Below are 24,878 nucleotides of genomic sequence, written 5' to 3'. Positions count from 1 at the left end.
AGAAATTTGAGAGACAACAGCGATCGGAAGAACGATTCGTAACCGGAACGGGCTCTTAGCCGGAAGTGCAGCTTTGAAAGGTGTAGCACTCATGTGTAAGAAACAAGTATGAACCGCCACCATCCTACAGGATTTCACCGGGAGGAACCTTCTTTTGTTTGACAACAAGGAAACGTTCAAGAGTATTTTTAGACGCAATCTGGTCAGCAAATTGGGCAAACCATTAGCAGAAGCAACAAAGGAGGATGTCTATCACGTACTTGGAAGCATGATCCGTGAATATGCGGGTCAGGATTGGGCGGCGTCGAATCAGGGGTTTAAGCAGCGCCAGGATAAACAGGTCTATTACTTCTCGCTGGAATTCCTGATTGGACGTCTGCTCGGCAACAACCTGTTAAATGTGAATGAATTGGAACTCGTTCGTGACAGCCTGGCTGAACTGGGTTTTTCTTTGGAAGAAGTGGAAGAACAGGAGGCGGATGCAGGGCTAGGCAACGGAGGTCTGGGAAGACTCGCAGCCTGTTTTCTGGATTCACTGGCTTCCCTCGGCTATGCAGGACATGGATGCGGAATCCGATATAAATATGGCTTGTTTGAGCAAAAAATTATTAACGGCAATCAGGTGGAACTACCCGATAATTGGCTCGAGAAGGGCAATGAATGGGAAGTGCGCCGTCCGGACAAAAAGGTGGAAGTGCAGTTCTGGGGCCGTGTGGAGGCTTATGAACAGGATGGGCATTACCAATTTGTCACCAAAGATGCCGAATCAGTTGTAGCTGTACCATATGATGTGCCTGTAATCGGTTATGGCCAGCCCCATGTAAACACCTTGCGATTATGGAGTGCGGAGCCCAAGCGGGAAACTTCACTCGATACCCCTTCGAACTATTACGGATATCTGGATTACAGCCGTTCGGTAGAATCAATTTCAGAGTTTTTGTATCCGGATGATTCCCAATACGAGGGCAAGCTGCTCCGTCTGAAACAGCAATATTTCATGTGTTCGGCAGGCGTACAGAGTGCTTTGCGTACATTTAACAAGCTTGAGCTTTCGTATGATCGATTGCCGGATAAAGTGGCGTTCCATATCAACGATACGCATCCAACCCTCGTAATTCCCGAACTGATGCGGATTCTGATTGATGTTAAAGGTTATGGATGGGATGAAGCGTGGGATATTACGACTCGCACCGTATCGTATACAAACCATACAACGCTAAGTGAGGCGCTTGAAAAGTGGCCTGTAGCCATGATCAGCAAGCTGCTGCCACGCATTTACATGATTATTGAAGAGATCAACAAACGTTTCTGCGGCATGCTGCTCGAACGTTATCCCGGAGACCAGGATCGTATTCAGCATATGGCGATTGTTGCCAATGATCAGGTGCGGATGGCACATCTGGCGATTGTGGGCAGCCATAGCGTTAACGGTGTTGCGGCATTGCATACCGAAATATTAAAGGAACGGGAAATGGCTCCGTTCTATGCACTCTATCCCGAGCGCTTTAATAATAAAACCAATGGTATTACCCATCGCCGCTGGCTGATGCACGCCAATCCGAAGCTGTCGAATCTGATTACAGATACGATTGGAAGTGAGTGGGTCAGGGAGCCGGGCAGACTGAATGAGCTGGTACGCGTTTCTGATGATGCTTCATTCCAGCAGCAGTTCCATTCCATTAAACGTGATAATAAGGAGCGACTGGCCGCGTACATCCTGGATCATACCGGAAAGACTGTCAATCCGGATTCCATCTTTGATGTACAGGTGAAAAGACTGCATGGGTACAAACGGCAGTTACTGAACATTCTGCATGTTATGCATTTGTATAACCGTCTCAAGAGCGATGCTTCGTTTGATATCGTGCCACGCACGTTCATTTTTGGAGCAAAGGCAGCGCCGAGTTATTATTTTGCCAAGAAAATTATCAAATTGATTAACACGGTAGCAGATACGGTCAATCGTGATGCGGCCGTGAAAGATCGTCTGCAGGTATTTTTCCTGGAGAACTACTCGGTCTCTCTTGCGGAGAAAATCATTCCTGCCGCGGACGTCAGCGAACAAATTTCAACCGCAGGCAAGGAAGCCTCCGGTACGGGGAACATGAAATTTATGATGAACGGTGCGTTAACCATTGGTACCATGGACGGTGCTAATGTCGAGATGGCAGAGCAGGTTGGTCAAGACAATATGTTTATCTTTGGTCTGAGTGCAGACGAGGTGCTTGAATATTACCGCTCCGGCAGTTATCGGCCGAATGAGATTGTACAGCAAGATGAGCGAATTCGTGAGGTCGTGGAGCAGCTGGTACATCCGGGAGCGTTCTGTGAGCGTGATGGTGAATTCTGGGATATCTATGATTCATTGCTGGCCCATGGTGACGAGTACTTTGTGTTGCGTGATTTTGCTGCCTATGCCGATGCACATGCTTCCATTGATTCGGCATACCGCGATGTATCGGGCTGGACACGCAAGGCAGTGCTGAATACAGCTCATTCCGGCATTTTCTCTAGTGATCGCACCATCAGTGAGTATGCGACTGATATCTGGGGCATTCATCCGGTGTCGGGACACTGGAAAGGTTAAATAAGGATTGATTTAAAATAAAATCCCCTTGTACACTAGGTTGATCTCTGATGGGTTCATAAACCTTTATCAGAGATCCTCCTTGTTGCACAAGGGGATTTTTGTATGAATCAGCCGACTGGTCGGGACACACTTTGGGCGATATCGCGCCGCTTTTCACGACGAAGAATGATCGGAACCGTGATCACTGCAGCGATCACCAACAACGGAGCTAGTAAGCCAGCGATGGGTAACGCCGTTGCGCCATTCGCTGAGAAGACGCTCATGTCCCAGAACCCGTGCAGGAATATGGAGGCCACGAGCGATCCGGTAGACCGTCGGGCGAGGTAGAAGATCGAACCGAGGCCGAAAGCGATCATTACCTGGAACAAGGCACCCGCTCCGATGCCCAAGAACATGTTCGGTAGGTGGAAGACTGCGAACATCGCTGTTGAGAGCAGCCAGACCCCGGTTTCGCCAAATCGGCTGCGCAGAGCAACCATTAACTGACCTCGATTGATCATCTCCTCATTGAAGCCCACCATGATACTGCCGAAAATGAGATACAGCCACATGAGGGGGGTGACACGGGTGAAATCGCCGGTCAGCATGTTCACGATCGCGATGACCATCATGATGATCGGAAGAGTCATTGTCCATCGAGAAAGACGCCGCCTTTCAACCAGGCTAGGACGCCACCATCCGTAGATTGTGACCATTGTGATGGTCAGCACGGCACCGCCGGACAGCGGTGCTATGTACCAGAGAAGAAGGGTCCGCTCACTCTCACCCACTCGCGTGTAGTCGATGCCGTTAAGCAAGAAGATCGCATAGAAGACTGCGCTGTATAGGAAATATGTGAGAACACCCCATCCTACGCGGGGACGAACCCGAAAGGCAAGATCCAAAGTTTCTTGCAGCTTGTCCCTATTAATTGACATGATAAACACTCCCACTATCCATTAATATTTTTATTTGCTCATTTTTCTTATGATTTTAACTTCGATTAAGTCAAGATATAGTAGGATCTTGTATCCGTATCCTCCTTCTCGCAAATTTTGTTTTCTCTGTGCTAATTCTTTGAATGGTCCAGAAATCCAACCGAAGCTACGATGAAGAGGAACATATTTGGGTTGCTACCTCATATACAATTCTAGTAGCCCAAGTTAAATAGAAGCTAACCAAATGGATAAAAACCAGCTAAATTTTCACTGCTTTAGTTTAGGTTCTGTTTAGGTAACGATGGGTTAGAAAGGATGAGGCAGACTTGAAGAGCTTGCTCATCAACAGCTTGAAGGTCGGGACAAGATATTCGCAAAATGATTATGGCCGCTGGCTGCCATAGTCTTACTATGAACGAAGGGAAGGGCCGCATTTTGAGGTGACGGAGGTATGGAAGTCCAAGCCTGAGCAGCTGGACATGAAGAGCTATATCCATTTAAAATAGACCTTAACGCGCTCTACAGAAAGGTCGGAGGTATGAAATTGATGAACGAACGTTCGTGGCTTCACACCAGGTGGATGCTCTCAATCGTCGCATGTATGGCATTGTTATATGTGTTGATTATGGGTAACTTACTCTTTGTCAGCGGGAGAACGCCTGGCGTGAACTATCAATATAATCTGGTACCATTAGAGACAATTAAGCCCCTACTTTTTGAAAAGAACAGATACCATACGGAAACCTGGGTGAAGAATCTGTTCGGGAACATTGTTTTGTTCATCCCGCTTGGGATATGGATTCCCTGGTTATTCCGCAGGTGCCGAAAGATTTTACCATTTACAGGTAGGGTCGTTTTACTTTTGTTTGCTGTTGAGATTGCGCAATTGATTACCCGCGTTGGTTCGTTTGATGTCGATGACATTATTTTGAATACATTGGGTGCCTGGATTGGATACATTGGGTTTGCCTTATTCATATACTCACAGAGAAAGCCTCGAAAATGAACTGCGAATAGCGGTCAATGATCGGGTCTTTTTGTGTTCATGGAGCTTTTCTGTTTATAAGAGGAGCATTTCGGATAAAACATACTAACGGGTTATATAGTAAAGAGTAATGAAAGCGAGGTGGTCTATATCGTTTGGTGGAAAGAGAGTGTGGTGTACCAAGTCTACCCCAACAGCTTCAAGGATTCCGATGGGGACGGCCAGGGTGACTTGCAGGGGATATATGACAAGCTCGATTATTTGACTGATCTGGGCGTGGATGTAATCTGGATCTGTCCTATTTACGATTCGCCTGGTCATGATAACGGATACGATATCCGTGATTATTACTCCATTTTACGTAAGTATGGCACGATGGAGGATTTTGACCGTTTGCTGGCTGAGGCGCACAAGCGTGGTCTCAAAATCATGATGGATCTGGTGCTGAATCATACGTCGGATGAACATGCGTGGTTTGCCGAGTCACGTTCATCGAAAGTGAACCCGAAACGGGATTATTATATTTGGCGTTCAGGCAAAAATGGTCAGGTTCCAAACAACTGGGAGTCCTACTTTGGGGGTTCTGTGTGGAAGCATGATCCGGAGACGAATGAATATTATTTGCATCTCTATACTGAACATCAGCCTGATCTGAATTGGAATAATCCAAAGATGGCAGAAGAGATGTATGAGATGGTGCATTGGTGGTTGCAAAAGGGTGTGGATGGTTTCCGTTTCGATGCGGTGGCGCATATCGCCAAGGCAGAGGGGTTACCCAGCGCGCATAATCCGGATAATCTGCCGGTCGTTCCTGCGTATCAGCTTTTTTCCAACCTCGAGCAGGTACATTCGATTCTGAATAAACTTAACGACATGATCCTGAAGCCTTATGGTCCAATGACTGTTGGGGAGACTTCCGGGCTAGGACCGGAACAGGCGCTGGCCTATGTTGGGACAGATCGGAATGAGCTCAATATGGTGTTCCAGTTTGAGCATATGTTTGTGGACGCTCAATCATCCGGAATCGGCAAATGGAACTATCGGAAGTGGAAGCTGCCCGAGTTGAAAGAAATTATGAGCCGCTGGCAAACCGTCCTGCATGACAGAGGCTGGAATGCCAATTACATGGGCAATCATGACCAGCCGCGTCCAGTATCCCGTTTCGGTGATGATGGAAAGTACAGGGTGCGCTCTGCCCAAATGCTGGCCACATGGATGCTCACCCTGGAAGGTACGCCATACATTTATCAAGGGGAAGAGATTGGCATGACCAATGTTGCGTTCCCTGATATCGAGGATTATCGAGATATTGAAACGATGAATTATTATCGGCAGCATATTGGTCAGGGGCGAGCGAAACATGAAGTCATGCAAGCAATCTGGCGTAAGAGTCGTGATAATGCACGTACACCGATGCAGTGGGATGATACGAAACACGCGGGATTTACCGTTGGTGAGCCATGGATTCAGGTGAATGCTAATTATCCTGAGATTAATGTGGCAGATGCTGAACGTGATCCCCAGTCCATTTTGCATTATTACCGTAAACTCATCGCTCTTCGCAAACAACATAAAGTACTCATCTATGGTGAGTATGAGCTGCTTTTGCCGGATGATCCCGATATTTATGCCTATACCCGGACGCTGGATGATGAGCAGATGCTGGTTATTCTGAATTTCCGCGAACATGAGCCTGAGATGCAATGGCCTGAGGGGTGGAACGATGAAAATGCCAAGACTGTCATCAGCAATGTCAGTAAACGATATTCCACCGATAAGGGCGAGATTCTTCTTCAGCCTTATGAAGCACGGGTTTATCGAATGCAGCGATGAGGCGTCATTTTGCTTTGGCGAAGAGTTTTGAATTATAATATAGGTTGAAAATCAAACTAACGAACGCATATGTCAGGAGGATACCAAGTTGCTGAATATTACTTACCACGGACACTCCAGTGTACAGCTGGGCACAGAAGAGAAGTCGTTAATCATTGATCCTTTCCTGCGAGGCAATGAACTTGCTGTCACCAAGCCGGAAGACATCAAGACCGATGCCGTTTTACTGACACATGCACATATGGATCACATTTTGGATGCTGAACCGATCGCCAAGGCTAATAATGCCAAGGTGGTTGCGATTGTGGAACTAGCTACATATATGTCATGGAAAGGTCTGGACACCCTTGGCATGAACATGGGCGGAACGGTGGATCTTGGTTTTGCGCAAGCCAAAATGATTCAGGCTTTCCATACATCCGGAATCGTGCTGGAAGAGGAACAACGGATCATGTACGCAGGGGTGCCTGCAGGATACATTATTAATATTGGTGGCAAAACCATTTTGCATGCCGGTGATACCAGTCTGTTCGGTGATATGAAAATGATTGGTGACCGCCATGATATCGACGTAGCACTATTGCCTATTGGTGGGCATTTCACCATGGGACCGGAGGATGCTTTGCAGGCCGCTGAATGGTTTAATGCCAAACTGACGATTCCGGTGCATTATGATACGTTCCCGGTGATTCGTCAGGATGCGGAGAAATTTGTGGAGCAGCTTGCTTCCAAAGGTCTTGAAGGCCGTGTGCTGGCTCCGGGACAATCCCTTACCCTGTAATGCTCTTTTAATCACTGTTTAATCATAAAAGATATACGAAGCTAAAGACGAATATCACGTCAAGATAACTGACGTGATATTCGTCTTTTTTCGGTTTTAAGTTCAATTTAGCACGCCGCAGTTAGTCTGAATGACAAAAATCTCGAAACCCCATTGTTGAGGTTCAAGCTGTAATGTTATAAAAAATTACACGGAAACCAAACGGAAATCCGAATTGACCGAAAAACTGGGGGAGCGTTCATGTCATTTGTGAAATCATTGTTTTTTCAAATTATTGTAGCGGTTATCATCGGAATTGGTGTAGGAATTCTGTGGCCTGATCTGGGCAGTCTGCTGCAGCCGCTCGGAACAGGTTTCATCAAGTTGATCAAAATGATCATTGCTCCATTAATCTTTATGGTGATCGTGACAGGCATTGCCAAAATCGGTGATCTGAAATCAGTTGGACGGATTGGATTCAAAGCCATCCTGTGGTTCGAAATCGCTACGACTGTCGCTCTGATCCTTGGACTCGGCACAGCTAATCTACTTCGTCCGGGTGCAAGTATGAACGTGGACCCATCGACGCTTGATGCAAGTGGCATCGAAGCCAAAACCAATGGCTCTGAACTGCCGCATGTCGTCGACTTTATCATGAATATTATTCCAACAAGTGTTGTAGATGCTTTTGCACAAAATGCATTGCTGCAAGTGCTGCTCGTTGCCTGTTTGTTCGGGGTAGCCCTGGCAGCAACGGAAAGCAAGGCAAAGGAGAATGTGCTGACGCTGATTGAAAATGTGTTGGGTATCTTGTTCCGCATTATTGGATACATTATGAAACTGGCACCGATTGGAGCATTCGGAGCCATGGCATACACTGTTGGAGCATATGGAGCATCCACGCTGTCCTCCTTCGGTTTGCTGATTATTGCCTGTTACGGAGCAGCGTTATTGTTCCTGGTGATGCTTGCACTGTCTGCCTGGTGGATTACGGGACTGAACTTTCTGCAATTTGTAAAATATACACGTTCCGAAGTGATGCTGGCGATTGGCACAGGTTCCTCGGAAGTTGTTATGCCTCGCATGATGGACAAGCTGACCAAAGCAGGCTGTGATCGTGCTGTCGTCGGCCTTGTGGTTCCAACAGGGTACTCGTTCAATCTGGACGGAGCCTCGATCTACCTGTCGCTGGCGACGGTTTTTCTGGCCCAGGCGGTTGGCATTGATCTGACACTGGGACAAGAGATTACGATTTTACTAGTGTTAATGCTTAGCTCCAAAGGTATGGCCGGTGTACCCGGCTCCGCATTTCTCGCTTTATCTGCTACAGCAGCAGCCCTGAATGCATTCCCGGTAGCTGCTGTTGCCTTACTGCTCGGTGCGGATCGTTTCATGGACACCATGCGAGTATTCACGAATCTGATGGGCAACTGTGTTGCGGCATTTGTAGTGGCGAAATGGGAAGGACTGTTGGACCAAAAACGCATGCGGGCTGTGCTGTCTGGGGAGATCAGCACCGAAGAGCTCGAGAGAGAAGAACTGGAGTCGATATCCTCAGTGAAGTTGAACAAAATGGAACAGGGAAAGGGTATGGTTTCGACGGACATGTTGTAAGAAGCAGAAGTGAATGGGCTTCGTATGAATTTTTAACTCATCCTTCTTTAAATTTGAACCGACTATTACCCGCATGAAATCATGGGGTAACAGACGGTTTTTTTCGTTTCAGATACAGATATCATGGAGTTCTCGAACGCATGCAGCAAAATAATTGTTACAGAGGAATCATTAATGGGGAATGTGTAGAAGAGGAAAAAGATAGCATATTGAAGTTTCAACTTGTATATACATGTTTAGTTATGTAATATATAAATGAAGTTAGGCCAAGAGATTCACATAAGCAATACAATTTATTGGAGGCGTTAACATGAGTTCAACCAACACAACTTCATCATCGTGGTGGAAAACTTCCACGGTGTATCAGGTATATCCCAAGAGTTTCAACGATACAACTGGATCGGGTACCGGAGATATTCGGGGATTGACCGAAAAGCTGGATTACTTGCAGCATCTCGGTATTGATATCGTGTGGCTGCAGCCCGTATATGTCTCTCCACAGCATGATAACGGTTATGACGTAGCGGACTATTATCGGATTAATCCTGATTTTGGTACGATGGAGGATTTTGACGAACTGCTTAAAGGTCTGAAGGCACGTGACATGAAGCTGATGATCGATATTGTGGTGAATCACTCTTCTACGGATCATGAGTGGTTCCGGCAATCGCGTTCTTCCAAGGATAACCCGTACCGCGATTATTATATTTGGAAAGACCCTGCTCCAGATGGTGGTGTGCCGAATAACTGGCAATCCAAGTTCGGCGGACCTGCATGGCAGTTTGATGAGCAGACAGGACAATATTTCCTGACGCTGTTTGACAAAACACAGGCTGATTTGAACTGGGAGAACGAGAAAGTACGTAAGGCAGTACGGGACATGATCAAGTTCTGGGCGGAGAAGGGCGTAGATGGTTTCCGTATGGACGTCATCAATCTGATCTCCAAGGACCAGCGTTTCCCCGACGATGATGGTAGCGTTTCCCCAGGCGACGGACGTAAGTTCTACACCGATGGACCACGTGTGCATGAGTACATTACAGAGATGTATGAAGAGGTGTTTGGACCACACAATATGGTAACGGTTGGGGAGATGTCCTCGACTACGCTGGAGCACTGTATCAAATATTCAAACCCTGCTTCCAGGGAATTCTCCATGACGTTTAACTTTCACCATCTGAAAGTGGATTATCCGAATGGACAGAAGTGGGAACTGATGCCTTACGATTTTGAAGCGATGAAACAACTGTTTAGTGAGTGGCAGACAGGTATGCAGGCAGGTGGGGGATGGAATGCTTTGTTCCTGAACAACCATGATCAACCGCGGGCGTTGTCCCGTTTTGCTGATGATGGCGATTATCGTGCGGAGAGTGCCAAAATGCTTGCTACGACCATTCATGGCATGCAGGGAACACCTTACGTATACCAAGGCGAAGAGATTGGGATGCCGAATCCGGTCTGGAACGATGTCAGCGAGTTCCGTGATATTGAATCAACCAATATGTACCGACTGCTTCAGGAAGAACGGGGCAAATCCGCCGAGGAAGCATTCCTAATTGTGAAAGAGCGTTCCCGGGACAATTCCCGAACACCGATGCAATGGGATGGAAGCGACAATGCCGGATTTACAACGGGTACACCGTGGATCAAAGTGGATGAACGATATCCGTCGATTCATGTGGCGCAGCAGATGGCTGACCCGAATTCAATCTATTATCACTATCGCAAGCTGATTGCTCTTCGCAAACAGGTTGGTGTGCTGACCGATGGTCTGTATGAACGTTTGGACGATGCACATCCGGATGTATTCGCATACGCGCGGACGAATGGAAGCAAAACGCTGCTAGTGGTATCGAACTTCAGCAAGCGGGACGTAAAATTTGCTTTCTCTGAAGCCGTCTGGAATGACCACATTGCGGGTAAATCAGCAGAACTGCTGATTGGAAACACGGAGGTATCGCCTGCACTCGAGCAAGAAATCTCCCTGAGCCCGTATTCATCCTATATGTGGCTTGTACCGCAAGAGGACTAATTCACATTATATAAATGGGAAGTGACAATATGGCAATTGATAAAAAACAGGTTGAGGAGATCGTACGCGCGGTCGGCGGCAAAGAAAATATCGAAGCTGCAACGCATTGTGTCACACGCCTCCGGTTCGCCCTGTACGACGAAAGTAAAGTAGATACGGAAAGTCTGGAACAGAACGATCTGGTCAAAGGCCAGTTCTCCTCTCAAGGACAATTTCAGGTAGTCATTGGTCCTGGCCTTGTGGATAAAGTGTATGACGAAATGATTCAGATTACCGGGGGCGAACGCGCTTCCAAGGATGACGTAAAGGCTGTTGCGGGTAAAAAGCAAAACCCGATCCAGCGTGCGATCAAAACGTTATCGGACATCTTCATCCCGATCCTGCCAGCGATCATCACGGCCGGTCTCTTGCTCGGTATTAATAACATTCTGACAGGACCAGGCATATTCTTCGATGGAAAATCACTGGTGGACGTATATCCAGCATGGAAGGATCTCGCATCTATTATTAATACCATCGCGAGCACAGCCTTTACCTTCCTGCCAGCATTAATTGGTTGGTCCGCTGTAACAAGGTTCGGCGGCAGTCCGTTGCTCGGGATTGTACTGGGTCTGATCCTGGTTCATCCCGATCTGCTGAGTGCTTATGGTTACGCCAATGCAGTCAACGAAGGCACCGTGCCTACGTGGAATCTGTTCGGCTGGCATATTGAGAAGATCGGTTATCAGGGGCAGGTTCTCCCGGTATTGGTATCCGCTTATCTGCTTGCCAAGCTGGAGATTTTCCTGAACAAAAGGGTGCATGATTCGATCAAACTGCTCGTCGTGGCACCTGTCACTTTATTGATTACCGGGTTCCTGGCGTTTACAATTATTGGTCCAGTTACATTTGCCATTGCGAATGGAATTACATCCGGTTTGATCTATATCTACGATTCATACGCGGCTCTCGGCGGTCTGATCTACGGTGGATTGTACGCATTGCTTGTTATTACAGGAATGCACCATACGTTCCTGGCGGTCGACGTACAGCTGATTGGTAGCCAGGGCGGAACGTTCCTGTGGCCAATGCTGGCGCTGTCCAATATCGCGCAAGGTTCTGCCGCACTTGCCATGATGCTTGTGCTTCGTGAGAAGAAAATGAGAGGACTTGCGGCAACTTCATCCGTCTCGGCCTTCCTCGGGGTAACCGAGCCGGCGATTTTCGGAGTGAATATCCGCTATCGTTATCCGTTTATCTTCGGTATGGTCGGTTCTGCGATCGGCGGTGTACTGCTTACGATGAATAATGTTCAAGCCACCTCTATCGGTGTAGGTGGGGTCCCTGGATTCCTGTCCATTTTCCCGAATAAATGGGGAGTATTCTTCATCGGTATGGCAATTGTACTGGTTGTTCCGTTCGTACTGACAGTTCTTTTTGGAAGAGCGAAGTTGAGAAAAGAAGACCGAAATGAAGATCGTGCTACTGTAGCAAGCGGTCAAACGTCAACAGCTGAATCTTCTTCTCGCACAGCTGTGGCAAATACAGGTACAGAACAACGCACACGCAGTGCTGCTCAGGTGGCGGATGAGCCTGTGAATACGCTGGAAATTATGGCACCGTTAACAGGTACAGCCGTTCCGCTTGAACAAGTACCTGATCCGGCATTTGCAGAGAAACAAATGGGTGAAGGGGTTGCGATTGAACCTTCTGGCAATCAGGTCGTTGCCCCGTTTGATGCTCAGGTTGCCCATGTCATCAAGAGCAAACATGCTGTCATTCTTGAGCACGCGAGTGGCTTGCAAATTCTGATTCATGTCGGGATCAATACGGTATCGCTCAAAGGCGAAGGGTTTAACATGCATGTTGAAACTGGAGAGAAGGTAAGAGCCGGGCAAACGTTGCTTGAATTCGACCGTAAAGTGATTGAAGCTGCGGGATACCCGCTCATTACGCCAATTATTATTCCGGATGGTCAGGACATGGTTGATCGGGTGGAGGTCACTACAGGTGATGTTACATCCAATCAGAATGGTGTGCTTAAGGTACATTTGAAAGGTTAAGTATACGAACAAATGGGGAGCTGCGATATTCGCAGCTTCTTTTTTCATTCTGATAGAAACAAAACTGAACGCATGCCAATTTGTGTAGGTGACCTTGATGCAGTTCGTTTTTTTTATTAGTAACGTGGTAAACTGTATCTAGGATACATGTGGAAAAATCTCATGTTCACAGCGATCGGAAAGCATGTTCATCAGGACGATGCATGTTCACGTTGAGAAATTCATATGGTTCAAAGAGAGTGCCTAGTCAATGGACGGAGGAGGAGAGCCATGACTCGTGTTGCGGTAATGGTCATTCATGGTCTGGGTATGCAAAAGGAAAATTATGCGGATACACTGATTTCGCGTTTGCATAAGGAATTTGATCAGGTTATGGTGTTGCCGGGAGCAGCCAAACAGATGCTGGATATTGAGCCCGTATTTTGGGCTGACGTATTTGAGGATCGGGAAGAGGCGCTGTTTCAGCAGCTTGTCAGCTCTCAAGGATTGAACTATCAAGTGCTGCGTCGATTTGTTATACATTATCTGGCTGATGCCGTCGCGTATCAACCTGTGGAAAATCAAGGGCATAACTATGATGCGGTACATTGTACGCTAAATCGGGCGATGCACGCACTTGCACAGCGGAATGGGCCAGAAGCTCCACTCTGTATCATTGCACATAGTTTGGGCGCGGTGATTGCCAGTAATTTTTTCTATGATCTTCAATACCCGTCTAGTCGCACGCCTTCCATCGTGGATGTTACTTCCGCATTGGAACGGGGAGATACCTTAACGAACTTTTATTCTTTTGGAACGACATTGCCATTATGGAGCTTAAGGTATCATGATTTTAGCCGGCCGATTCAGGTACCTTCTCCACTGGCGGGGCAGTACTTTACTGGGCTGGAAGGGGAATGGATTAACTTTTATGATCGGGATGATATTCTGGGTTACCCGCTGCGCCCTATTGATCCGGCCTATGAGGCAGCGGTCAACGAAGACGTGGAAATTAACTCTGGCGGTTTAATCGGGAGCTGGAATCCGCTCAGTCATGGTGGATATTTCTCGAATGGAGCCATGAATCGGAGAATTGCACAAGGCTTGGCGCGAACGTGGACGTGGGTGAATCGTGGATCAGATTAAATGCCAGATATGGAGGGAGGAAAATAATTATGGAATGCAGGACAGGCTGTGCCGCATGTTGTATCGCAATTTCCATCTCATCGCCGATACCCGGAATGGCTGACGGCAAGCCCGCAGGTGTGCGTTGTGTACAGCTGACGGAGGACAATCGTTGCGGAATCTTTGGCCAGAAAGAGCGCCCCGCGGTATGCAGCGGATTACAAGCTTCGGAAGAGATGTGTGGCAGCACGGATCAGGAGGCGTTTGAACGTTTGAGCTGGCTGGAGCAGGAAACTGCACCGAATTCAGCGTGACAACCGGGTTTATTCATAACTAAAGCAAAACGCATAAAGAGAGTATCCTCAGGCTGGAAACAGTCGGATACTCTCTTTGGTATGTCCACTTACTATTTACGTGACGTTAGGGCGGGTGCTCGCTTCTTTTTTCCTCAACATATGCATGAGAATTATCTTAAGGAGCGAAGAGACGATAAAGAATATAAATAAGATGCGAAACAACTGGTATCCGGATACCACGGAAAGGTTGGCATTGACTTCATGGGCCATGATGCTCATCTGATCCATTCCCCCAGGTGCCATGCTCAGCAATGATGTAGCCGCCGAGAGGGAGAACATCTTTATTAATATGTAGCTCAAGCCAAGCGAACCTGCAATGAGGAGAACACTGCTCGTGATTGCGAGTGTAAAGATCTGTATTTTGCGTTGCAGCTGCTGAGGACGAAGCATCAGACCCACATGGCTGCCAATCATCAATTGCGAAATATTAAGCAGGGAGGACGGCAGATTGGGTGTGTGCATCGTTGTACTTAATTGAATAACACACATGACGATCATGGGTCCAAGCATAAACGCTGTCGGAAACCGAAGCTTGCGTGCAATCCATGCACCAGCGACACAGAGCGGGGCATAGAGCAAAATTTCGGGAAAGAGTGCTGCCCAAGTTGCTGTCTCGATCACTGGCTGATCCGTGCCGCCACTTGTTGTTCCCCCGATCCATGGACTGAACAGCAGGAACGGAACACAGAAAACAATCATGATCAGCCGCGTGACCTGCAAAAAAGTAACGAGCGTCAGATTGATGGATTTCATCTCATCGGCAAGGGAGACCATCTGGGACAGTCCACCAGGAATGCTGCCAACCAGCAGGGAGGGAAAGTCAAAGTCTGTCAGCTTTGAAGCAACATAGGCGGTCAATGTACATAATCCGATTAAGAGAAGGGTCATGAGCAGCATCATAGGCAGCTGGTGCAGAATGCCTTGCAGTGCTTCTCCCGTCAGTGTTAATCCGATGGAGTAACCCACGATTAGAATACCGTAGTCCCGAACGGAAGCGGGCCACATGAGCGGCAGCTTGACAATCTGTGAACCAACCAGCATAAAAATCATCGGGCCAAGAAGCCAAGGAATGGGAGTGTGGATTGCTGTAAATACTAACCCGCCAAGAACAGAGACAGTCAAACTTAGAAAAAACCGAAAGACAACGTGGGAACCGAGCTTGTGCATCAGTTCCATCCGCGTCGTCTTTCGGCTGCATGAGGTAGATTGTAGTACATGTAAGATCACTCCTGATGATAAGATACAATGATTGATCCTTGGACGGTGATTGCCTCATTACGAAGCAGGACAGGAAGATAATTCATCCACTGTCCTGCTAAATGGTTATCATTTATCTGTTCGCCACGAGGACACGGGCAGAAGGCTTCGGTTCTTTGAACATCATATAGTACATCAGCGATGAAATCACGTATAAACTGCCTGTAATGCTGAACGTGATCGCGTATCCCCAATACGTGCCATAAGTGGTCACGAGGTAGGATTGCACGGGTCCCATGGTGGCCCATCCAATCATAAAGGCGGTCTGCATCAGTGAATTGGCGATTCCTCGGCGTTTGTCCGATACTCTGTCCACCAGAATGGCGGATTGAATCGGATTGGCTGCATTCATCAGCGCTTGTCTGAATAAGAAACTCACCGAAGCGATCAGCAGCATATTCGTAAAGCCGGTCAGCAGCAGGAAAGGCAGTGACATGACCTGGAAGATGACGACAGCTCGAACACTTCCCACCTTGGCCGCCAGTGTAGGTCCAATCAGCATGGATACAATGGTCATGATCTGACCCAACGAAATGAGCAGACTCATGGCACTTAAGGACACCGAAAAACGGTTGGTGAAATACAGATTTAAATAGGGCACAACCAGTCCTGAGCCAAACCCAATTAATAATTGGGTTATGACAAATTGACCGATCAAACGGGAATCTTTCTTTTGGCTAAGAGTGTCGTTATTGCTGGCTTGTTCTGCGGAATGAACGACATCCTGTTTACCATCCGTTGCAGATGATGCAGATTCAATGACAGGTTGCGCCGGAGTATCCGTTTGCGGAGCCTTCTTATCCTCGGATACAAACAACATCGGAATAAACGCAACCAATGTAGCTGCCCCACCCACGAACAATACCGTTTGCAAACCCGTGACTTTGGCGAGGCCAGCCGTATGAAGCAGGTCTGCAAAAACGCCACCACCCAAGCTGCCGAGTACCTGAGAAGCGAGTACGAGGGAGGAGTAATAGCTGAACATCTTCAGTCGTTGACTTTTCTTCACATTCTCAGCGAGGAAGGGAATGGCCAGTACCTGAAATACACCAGCGAAAAGTCCGGAAAATACAGCAAACCAGATCAGTCCGCTGGCAGAATAATCGAAGGAACGGCCAATCAGAAAGATTCCGCTGAACAAGGCGCCGGTAATCAGCAGCCGCTTACGGCTAAAGAAATCGCCGCATAGTCCGATAGGAACAAACATTATCGCTGTCGCAAGTGATTGAATACTTACAATCTGGCCGTTCATTGTATCATTGTAGCCCAGACCCTGAATGTACAAATTGTACAAGACAGAGAACATGCCATTTCCGATCTGATACAAGATGCTTGCCAGAAAAAACAATTGAATATTGCGGGACCAGCCCCGAATTTCAGCATGAATCTGTTGTAGAAGTCTCAAGTGGTTTCCCCCAGTCTGCCTGTGCAGTGATTTTAGTTTAACAGGAAAGGGGGATTTGCGGAAGAATTGACCACTGTTTATTTTGCAGAAGGGAATCCCAGCACCCGGGCAATCACGAATCCATCGTAGCCTTTAAGGCCTACAGTTTGCAGTGCAGTAGCTTCAAGACGCGGATTATCTGCAATTAATTTCAGGAATGACTGAACGCCATGAACTCTGTTGTCCGTGCTGTTTGCATTGATAACTTCACCGTCCCTGACGATGTTGTCACCAATAATCAGACTTCCCGGACGAGCCAGACGCAGCGCCCATCGCAAATAGTCTGGATTACTCGGTTTGTCAGCATCGATGAAGATGAAATCAAAAGGTTCTCTGTACTCTTCCTGAACGTCGGGAAGAGTAGTAAGGGCAGGACCTACTCGAAGATCAACCTTATGCATAAGTCCTGCACGCGCGATGTTGGTTCGTGCCATCTCTGCATGGCGTGGATCTGCTTCCAGTGTGACGATACGTCCGTATTCGGGAAGGGCTCTTGCCATCCAGATCGTACTGTATCCGCCAAGCGTCCCGATTTCCAACACACGAGTTGCGCCTTGTATTTGAAGCAGGAGCTGAAGCAACTTCCCTTGATTCGGTGCTACGTCATGAGCGGGCATGCCGGCTTCCGCATTGGTACGTAGAGCCTGCTCCAGCAGGGAATCCGAGGGGATTAATAAAGCGTTTAAATAATCGTCGACTTGACTCCAGGTTTTCTGTTGAACAGAACCATTTACATTGTTCATCGTTATACGTTCCTTTCCGATTGCATGTATTGGATTTCATACTTCAACTATAAAGCGAATAGATATATAAATAAAATATATATAATGTATGTTAATATAACTTTAGATTATATACTTCAAGTGAAGAAGGTGTAGCGGTTGAATTTGCACGGATTACGATTGTTTCATGCCATCGTGAGGTATGGAGGAGTCACGCGTGCGGCAGAAGAACTCAACATTAGCCAGCCAGCGGTATCCTCTCAAGTGAAGAAGTTTGAACGAGAGTTGGGCATTCCATTATTTGCTTCAGAGGGGAGAAGACTGGTTCTTACCGATGCAGGAATGCAATTAACAGGCTACGCGGAACGTCTGTTCATGCTGGAACAGGATGTCGAGAATTTTGTGCAGGATTTTCGGGCAGGCAAAAAAGGACTGATTCGTCTTACCGCAACCTATTTGCCCTCTAATTTTCTGCTGCCGGGCTGGATTGCCCGTTTCAAGCAAATGCACGAGGATGTGGAGCTGGTCGTAAGCACAACCAATACCCGGATGGCTTTTGACCAATTGCTGCGTTATGAGGCCGAGATTGCGGTTTATGGTGGAAGTGGCATTACACATTCAGGTGTTCATTGGGACGTATTGTTCGAAGATGAAATGTGGTTCGTAGTACATCCCGATCATCCCTATGCGGGAAAGGGAATTGATCTTCGGGAGATGGTGGCAGAGCCCTTCATCATGCGTGAAGAAGGCAGCGCTACACGGGAGCGTCTAGTCTCTCTATGCACAACAAATAACCTGGCCGCTCCCCGCATTGCGCTTCAGTTCAATGGATTGAACGAAACGATCAGTGCGGTGAAGGCAGGTTATGGAGCCAACTTTATTTCTTCTCTGGTCGTAAAGGAAGATGTGCAACAGGGCAGGTTAGCACGTGTATTCGTTCGAGGTGTACAGTTGAAAAACACAGTAGCAGTATGTACACGAGCAGGCGAAGTGTTATCTCCTGCCGCACAGCATCTGGTTGAACTCATCAGACAGGAAGCATCATTAATGAAATAAATCGTTCAATAATTGCATGATAGCTAACTTTGAATGTCATCGGTCGCTGTTTTGTTCGTTCCTCTGGAGTATAATCGGGCGTACAGGGTGACTCCACCAACGATCAGAACAGGTATCCATACTGCCATCATGGGTACGTGGTGGAACAACATCGCAGCTAGAATAACGCCGCACAAATAGATTGCAACGGCACCTGCACGAAGGTAGGAATCTACTGATAGCGCTTTGACCAGCGAGCGGATACTTGCGTGTCGCAGTCGCTGAAGGATGCTTACCGCATCCTCAACCACGGCGGCAAGATTATTGGTGAGCACGGTCGTCGAGATACCGGCAATCCCAATGCGGCGTGCCGCAGTCGTTTGCATTCCCATGGCAGTGGCCAGCATGGCAATCAGCAGATAGGATAATTGTTCGGAATATGGACTAATCATGGCGATGGCAAAGAGCAGAAGCAATATACTTTCGACAGTGAACACGTTTGTGACCCGGGAAGACCAGCCATTTTTCGTCTGCACACGTCCAATCATGTGTGCAGCGATGGCATTTCCTGCAATAAAACCAATGAGAGCAAGGAGTGCACGCAGCACAACAAATTCCTGAGCACGGGCGATCGCGATCCCCAACAGCACAATATTGCCTGTCATATTGGCTGTAAGCACATGCCCTAGTCCCAGGTATCCGATCACGTCGACCATTCCGGCAGACATGCATAACAGCAGCATTGCGTACTTTTGGAGGGTATTTTGATTCATAATCATCCGTCCTTTCCAAAAACGTAACCCTTCCAGTATACATCCACAACGCATGATCCTTCAAAATGAAGTTTATGATGCAAGCCCAATTTCCCATAGCAGCAACCAGGTTTAAATCGTCCCTACCTTGAAGCTAAGGAGCTGCGAGCCAGTCAAACATATTGTTCACTGCCGCCTCATGTACGCTTTCCTGAAAGCGATGATCTTGTCCCCCATAAGCGTGAAACGTAACGTTGGCGCCTCTACGTTTCAGCCAATGATACATCCGGGTTCCATGACTGTAGTTCACCTGCGTATCAGATGTGCCATGCATGATCAGCACAGGACAATGGAGTTTATGCGCCTTCGACAAGGGAGAACGAGCGAGATAAGCTTCCGGAGATGAACGTGGCGAACCGCCAAGTACTCTTTTCAAAGTGCGTCTCAAGTCGGTTCGTTCATGATAGGTACGTTCCACATCGGCGACACCGCTCCAAAGCACTAGTTTATGTACCTTCGTAGGTCCTTCATTGTAAGTCGTTGCTGTATGTACGGCATTGATTGTTCCACGCGAAAATCCCATCATTGAAATTCGCTTTGTATCGGCAAAGGGCCATTCTTGCACCAGTCGGTAAGCGGCATGTACATCTTCGGCATCTCGTCCGCCATACTCGTCACGTCCTTCCCCACCCTCATTACCGCGATATGATGGAGCGAACACAATATAACCTTTATGAACAAATTGCTCCAGCCAAGCGGTATTTACCCCACCATAGTTGCCCAGCCCGCCCCGGCAATAGATCAGAACCGGCCAACGTGCATCAATACCGTCCATGGTGTGTTGTTCTACAGGAGGGTAGCGGCTTGCGAGCTGTTGCATTTGCATGGATTCTTGCGTTACGGTGAAGCCTTGGAAGGCAGGGCTGCTATGGGTGTTTTCTAACGGCGAGAAGGCGGGTAAGAAACAGCCGTCAGGCAGGCATAAATAGCCTTTTACCCGAAGCGCATCGGACGAATACGTCACATGATAGAGCAGGGGGATCGACCTCTTTCATCGGAAATGGCGTGCCAATGGACCATGATTCTTCTTTAGGATGCGCCTAAACGAGTTTCCCATACCTTTCCACCAGCAACAGCCGTTAGGTGCGAGAAATTCGTTTATTGGCTCCATATGATTTATAATGGTTCAGGAGACATGTGAATTGACCGATGTCCTCTTATTTATAAAACTAACTTTAGTGTGCACGAAGAAAGGAAGAAAATTATGATGAACGCTCCACATCCGATTGATCAATTCAAGAAATTTAAATATGAAATTACGAGATTTATGATGATCTATAAATTTGCTTTGGATCAAATGGAGACCAAAATTGAGGTGCTGAAGGAAGAATTTCAGTCCCTGCATGATTACAGCCCGATCGAACATACGAAATCCAGATTAAAGTCACCTGAGAGCATTATGAACAAGATGTTTCGTAAAAATCATGAGTTAACCTTTGAAAGTATCAAGGAAAATATTAAGGATATCGCCGGTGTACGTATTACCTGCTCCTTTATCTCCGATATCTATCGCATTAAAGATATGCTTTGCAACCAAAGTGACCTGCGCGTGTTGGAAGTGAAAGATTATATCCAAAATCCGAAGCCAAACGGTTACCAAAGCCTTCATCTTCTGGTTGAGGTACCTGTTTACATGTCTAATGGAGAAGAACGGGCATGTGTGGAAATCCAGATTCGTACCATTGCGATGGATTTCTGGGCGAGTCTTGAGCATAAAATCTTTTATAAATATAATAAGGATGTTCCCGAACGTTTAACAAAAGAACTGAAAAGTGCAGCAGACTCTGCAAACGCATTGGATCAGCAAATGGAAAGACTTCACCGGGAGATTCAGGAGATCAAGGACGCCGAGAACGAGCGTGATGAAGAGGAACTGCGCCGTATTATCATTAACAATCAACAGTTCACACTACCTTCCAACCTGCTCAAGCTGTTAGGAAACGGGGAACAATAAGGAAACGTGAACTACCGCAGGGAAAGGAATATGTTATTCATATGAAAAGTACACCAGCTTCATTAAGCACCAATTCTACATCCCGTGTACGTATGGCATTGATTCTGGGGACACTGTCGGCCTTTGGCCCGCTGTCCCTGGATATGTATTTGCCGGCACTACCCACACTGGCCGATGAGTTCCAGTCATCCACTTCTTATGCGCAGCTTAGTCTAACGGCATGTATGGTCGGACTGGCGGCAGGGCAGCTGCTGGCAGGACCCTTAAGTGATGTGCGTGGTCGTCGTACACCGCTTATTGCGGGCCTTATACTTTATACGATTGCTTCCATACTCTGCCTGGTCAGCCCAACGATGGGCTCCTTTGTTGTGCTGCGTTTCATTCAGGGTGCAGCAGGAGCTGCGGGAATAGTCATCTCGCGCGCGGTGGTGAGGGATGTGTATTCCGGTCCGGAACTTACACGTTTCTTCTCCCTCTTAATGCTGATTAATGGGGTCGCTCCGATTGCTGCACCAATTATAGGCGGGCAATTGCTTGCGTATACATCGTGGCGTGGCGTATTTATTTTGCTGAGTATCATCGGTATTTTGACTTTAGTTGCTGTTGTGGTTGGTCTAGGGGAGACACTGCCTACAGAACGACGATCCAGCGGAGGACTGAAGCAGACGCTGATTACATTCCGCAAAATCGCAGGGGATCGCCTGTTCATGGGATACGCTTTAACCCAAGGTTTTGTATCTGCTGGCATGTTTGCCTACATATCAGGTTCACCATTTGTGCTTCAGAAGATATATGGTATCTCCCCGCAAATGTTCAGTCTGTGCTTCGCCATTAACGGTCTCGGTATCATATTAGCTAGTCAGATTGCCGGAAGACTAGCAGGTAAAGTATCTGAAACCCGTCTACTAATCGCAGGCCTGTTAACAGCCGCTCTGGGAGGAACATCCCTGCTCATCGCCATTCTCGCGGGAGGTAATCTGATTTCGGTCCTGATCCCGTTATTTCTCGTGGTATCCAGTGTGGGGCTGGTCAATACGGCTTCCTTCGCACTGGCGATGGCCAATCAGGAGAAATCAGCAGGCAGTGCATCAGCACTTATTGGAGTGATGACGTTCCTGTTCGGCGGTATTGTCGCTCCGCTTGTAGGTCTTGGAGGAGAAGGCACAGCTGTACCAATGGGCATTGTAATCGCTTGTGCGGATCTTGGTGCACTGCTGATTTACGTTGTTATGGTAGGCAAAGGCAAGAGAGGGCAACGTCAGGGTAAACAGCGGTTGGCGTGAATTGTGTTTGTGTGGTTGCACTGACTAGAAAAATGAATTGCCGACAATAAAGAATATTTTGACTATAAAAAGCGCTCCAGTTGGAAGGCACGTTCCTTCAACTGGGGCGCTTGTTCTATGTCTGAACGTGCTTTAGCAGAGAGCAAACAAAATCTGTGTATTAAGCAGGATACCTGGAGTAAGGAACGGATAGAAGTAACCGATGACAAAACCGAACAGATTGGTGGAAGGCCACATTAAGTAAACGTCATTGTATGTGAATACAAGTGACCAGCGGTTATAACAGAAATTTTGCAGTACACGCTGCTCGGGATCACGAGGTGTTGCTACTCCTGATTGGGCAAACTGTACAGCTTGGGTCAGATTTTGTGGCTGTTGCTGGATAAATAGCGGTAGAAGGCCGGGGCTGCTTTTAATCAGGTTATACAGGAAAACCATCTCTGCAGGGGGTTGACCAACTGGACGAGGGTAGGCACTAAGCAAGGTAGGCAGATTGCCCTGTGATAGCTGTGCGGGCACACCCGGTGCCGTACCAGGGACGCCTCCAGGAAAATAAGGAGGTTGGCCACCACTGCCTCCGCCCGGAACACCGGGAATGAATGGGGGATAGGAACCTGGTGCTCCTGGGAAACCTGGCACTGGCTGACCTCCTGGAGCACCTCCGGGGAATAGGGGTGGCAATTGAAACGAACGATCCTCATCATAACCCGAGTATACGTTATATGGATAATCCATGTACGAACATCCTTCCTGTCGTCGTATTCTGGAATTAGCATATGGCGGCATCCGCCTAAACGTGAATTGTTCGAATGAAGGTGTCTTCGACCTTAAAAGGCAAAAGCTGCATTGACAAGTTCGTTGATAACAATTATCATTGTCAATGGAATTGGACAAAAGTACATACCAGTATTATATGCATCAATAATGTATAAACGTCTAAGTCTGTCATATCAACTCAATCCATTGAGGTGTTTATATTGAAAGGGGATAGTCAAGTGTTTAAGAGAAATAAAAAAATGATCATGCTTCTGATCTCCGTAATGGTCATGTCCATTTGGCTGGCAGCATGCGGATCGAAACCAGCAGAAAACGGTACAGCAGCAGGAGAGAACAACACAACAACGGAGACAGAGACACAGACAGAAGCTCCGACAGAACGTACTTTGACAGATGCAATGGGTCACGAAGTGAAAATTCCTGCAAATCCGGAGCGTATCATCGCTTCGTATCTGGAAGATAATCTGGTTACACTCGGCGTTAAGCCAGTTGCCCAATGGTCTGTAGCTAACGGAATCCAGGAGTATCTGCAAAAAGATCTGGACGGCATTCCGACGATTGCCTTCGACCTTCCTTTCGAAGCGGTAACCAGCTTCAACCCTGATCTGATTATTATCGGTTCCGAAAGTGTGGTTGAAGGTGAGAAATACACTCAATACAGCAAGATCGCGCCTACTTATGTACTTGGCGATGAGATCAACAGCGACTGGCGCAAAACCCTGCTGAAAATCGGCGAAATTTTGAATAAAGGCGATCAAGCACAAAAAGCGCTGGATGATTACGAAGTTAAAGCCAAAGAAATCAAGGAAAAAATCAACACGGTTACAGGTGGAACAAAATCGGCAGCGGCCATCTGGTTGGTTAGCGGCAAATTCTTCATCGTTAGTGACAATGTGTCCAGTGGTGAAGTGATGTACAAGGAACTGGGACTTGCTGAGCCTGAAGTAGTGAAAGAAATCTCTGCTAATGCGACAGGGAACTGGTCTTCCATCTCGCTGGAAAAATTGGCGGAAATGGATGTAGACTATTTGTTCTTTGTGAATAGTGATGAAGGTACAGGGTCAGAAGCACTGAAAGATCCGGTATGGCAAAGCATCCCGGCAGTAAAAAATGGTAACTTGTTTGAATTTACCCGTTCGAGCAGCTGGTTGTATAGCGGAGTTCAAGCGAACCTTCAAATTATGGAAGACATTCAGAACAGTATTGTAAAATAAAAGAAATCTAATATGAAACTGAATGTGTACACTCCCTGGTGCGATGGTCACCAGGGAGTTTTTTTGTGATTTCAACATTTTACGATATATAATAAATGAAGAAGATCGTGAGAGATAAGTATCGTTTTACGATCACGGAAGGGGATA

Annotated in this window: 20 protein-coding genes; 13 read left to right on the top strand and 7 right to left on the bottom strand. The window is 47.3% G+C overall.

Annotated elements, in window-relative coordinates:
* The first annotated feature begins 154 nt into the window (after positions 1-154).
* Positions 155-2,587: a glycogen/starch/alpha-glucan phosphorylase gene (locus DC345_RS06495; RefSeq protein ID WP_113052410.1), complete on the top strand. Its 2,433-nt coding sequence runs from the start codon at positions 155-157 to the stop codon at positions 2,585-2,587.
* 110 nt (positions 2,588-2,697) lie between these two features.
* Here the strand turns inward: DC345_RS06495 and DC345_RS06490 are convergent, their stop codons facing one another.
* Entirely contained in the window at positions 2,698-3,507 is an 810-nt protein-coding gene (locus tag DC345_RS06490) for a CPBP family intramembrane glutamic endopeptidase (RefSeq protein ID WP_113052409.1), read from the bottom strand.
* A 538-nt stretch (positions 3,508-4,045) separates the two neighbouring features.
* On the opposite strand from DC345_RS06490, the gene DC345_RS06485 reads away from it, so the two are divergent.
* From DC345_RS06485 to DC345_RS06450, 8 genes are all read left to right on the top strand, one after another.
* Complete coding sequence (locus DC345_RS06485) at positions 4,046-4,513, top strand: VanZ family protein (RefSeq protein ID WP_309304316.1); 468 nt, start codon at positions 4,046-4,048, stop codon at positions 4,511-4,513.
* 120 nt (positions 4,514-4,633) lie between these two features.
* On the top strand, positions 4,634-6,325 hold the full coding sequence (locus tag DC345_RS06480; RefSeq protein WP_113052407.1) for a glycoside hydrolase family 13 protein: 1,692 nt from the start codon (positions 4,634-4,636) through the stop codon (positions 6,323-6,325).
* A gap of 88 nt (positions 6,326-6,413) precedes the next feature.
* Positions 6,414-7,106: a metal-dependent hydrolase gene (locus DC345_RS06475; protein WP_113052406.1), complete on the top strand. Its 693-nt coding sequence runs from the start codon at positions 6,414-6,416 to the stop codon at positions 7,104-7,106.
* Between the two features lie 240 nt (positions 7,107-7,346).
* Positions 7,347-8,699, top strand: coding sequence for a C4-dicarboxylate transporter DctA (dctA, locus tag DC345_RS06470; protein WP_113052405.1), 1,353 nt, complete (start codon positions 7,347-7,349; stop codon positions 8,697-8,699).
* 310 nt (positions 8,700-9,009) lie between these two features.
* Positions 9,010-10,731 carry an alpha,alpha-phosphotrehalase gene (treC, locus tag DC345_RS06465; RefSeq protein WP_113052404.1) on the top strand — a complete coding sequence of 574 codons (1,722 nt, stop codon included), beginning with the start codon at positions 9,010-9,012 and terminating at the stop codon, positions 10,729-10,731.
* 29 nt (positions 10,732-10,760) lie between these two features.
* A complete protein-coding gene (gene treP, locus DC345_RS06460; protein WP_113052403.1) occupies positions 10,761-12,773 on the top strand; it encodes a PTS system trehalose-specific EIIBC component in 2,013 nt (670 codons plus the stop codon).
* 270 nt (positions 12,774-13,043) lie between these two features.
* Complete coding sequence (locus tag DC345_RS06455) at positions 13,044-13,898, top strand: chemotaxis protein (RefSeq protein ID WP_113052402.1); 855 nt, start codon at positions 13,044-13,046, stop codon at positions 13,896-13,898.
* A 29-nt stretch (positions 13,899-13,927) separates the two neighbouring features.
* Positions 13,928-14,191 carry a YkgJ family cysteine cluster protein gene (locus tag DC345_RS06450; protein ID WP_113052401.1) on the top strand — a complete coding sequence of 88 codons (264 nt, stop codon included), beginning with the start codon at positions 13,928-13,930 and terminating at the stop codon, positions 14,189-14,191.
* A gap of 96 nt (positions 14,192-14,287) precedes the next feature.
* Here the strand turns inward: DC345_RS06450 and DC345_RS06445 are convergent, their stop codons facing one another.
* From DC345_RS06445 to DC345_RS06435, 3 genes are all read right to left on the bottom strand, one after another.
* Positions 14,288-15,409: an AbrB family transcriptional regulator gene (locus tag DC345_RS06445; protein ID WP_258530576.1), complete on the bottom strand. Its 1,122-nt coding sequence runs from the start codon at positions 15,407-15,409 to the stop codon at positions 14,288-14,290.
* Positions 15,410-15,563: 154 nt separating this feature from the next.
* Entirely contained in the window at positions 15,564-16,895 is a 1,332-nt protein-coding gene (locus DC345_RS06440) for an MFS transporter (protein ID WP_113052400.1), read from the bottom strand.
* Between the two features lie 77 nt (positions 16,896-16,972).
* A complete protein-coding gene (locus DC345_RS06435; RefSeq protein WP_113052399.1) occupies positions 16,973-17,677 on the bottom strand; it encodes an O-methyltransferase in 705 nt (234 codons plus the stop codon).
* 138 nt (positions 17,678-17,815) lie between these two features.
* Between DC345_RS06435 and DC345_RS06430 the strand changes: the two genes are divergently transcribed.
* Positions 17,816-18,712, top strand: coding sequence for a LysR family transcriptional regulator (locus tag DC345_RS06430; RefSeq protein ID WP_113052398.1), 897 nt, complete (start codon positions 17,816-17,818; stop codon positions 18,710-18,712).
* Between the two features lie 23 nt (positions 18,713-18,735).
* Here DC345_RS06430 and DC345_RS06425 read toward each other — a convergent pair whose 3' ends face one another.
* Both DC345_RS06425 and DC345_RS06420 read right to left on the bottom strand, forming a co-directional pair.
* Positions 18,736-19,464 carry a YoaK family protein gene (locus DC345_RS06425; protein WP_181586506.1) on the bottom strand — a complete coding sequence of 243 codons (729 nt, stop codon included), beginning with the start codon at positions 19,462-19,464 and terminating at the stop codon, positions 18,736-18,738.
* A 133-nt stretch (positions 19,465-19,597) separates the two neighbouring features.
* A complete protein-coding gene (locus tag DC345_RS06420) occupies positions 19,598-20,467 on the bottom strand; it encodes an alpha/beta hydrolase family protein (RefSeq protein ID WP_113052396.1) in 870 nt (289 codons plus the stop codon).
* A 243-nt stretch (positions 20,468-20,710) separates the two neighbouring features.
* Between DC345_RS06420 and DC345_RS06415 the strand changes: the two genes are divergently transcribed.
* Positions 20,711-21,457, top strand: a complete 747-nt coding sequence (locus DC345_RS06415) for a GTP pyrophosphokinase (protein WP_113052852.1) — start codon at positions 20,711-20,713, stop codon at positions 21,455-21,457.
* A 41-nt stretch (positions 21,458-21,498) separates the two neighbouring features.
* The gene (locus DC345_RS06410) at positions 21,499-22,740 is read left to right on the top strand and encodes a multidrug effflux MFS transporter (RefSeq protein WP_113052395.1); all 1,242 of its coding nucleotides are present in this window, start codon (positions 21,499-21,501) and stop codon (positions 22,738-22,740) included.
* A 132-nt stretch (positions 22,741-22,872) separates the two neighbouring features.
* Here the strand turns inward: DC345_RS06410 and DC345_RS06405 are convergent, their stop codons facing one another.
* Positions 22,873-23,475, bottom strand: a complete 603-nt coding sequence (locus DC345_RS06405) for a hypothetical protein (RefSeq protein ID WP_113052394.1) — start codon at positions 23,473-23,475, stop codon at positions 22,873-22,875.
* 260 nt (positions 23,476-23,735) lie between these two features.
* On the opposite strand from DC345_RS06405, the gene DC345_RS06400 reads away from it, so the two are divergent.
* Entirely contained in the window at positions 23,736-24,731 is a 996-nt protein-coding gene (locus tag DC345_RS06400) for an iron-hydroxamate ABC transporter substrate-binding protein (protein ID WP_258530575.1), read from the top strand.
* Positions 24,732-24,878 lie beyond the last annotated feature (147 nt).

Origin of the sequence: Paenibacillus taichungensis (assembly GCF_003287275.1) — a bacterium.
GTDB lineage: Bacteria > Bacillota > Bacilli > Paenibacillales > Paenibacillaceae > Paenibacillus > Paenibacillus taichungensis_A.
Note: the sequence above shows the minus strand (reverse complement) of the source record. Positions and strands in the feature narration are given on the sequence as shown.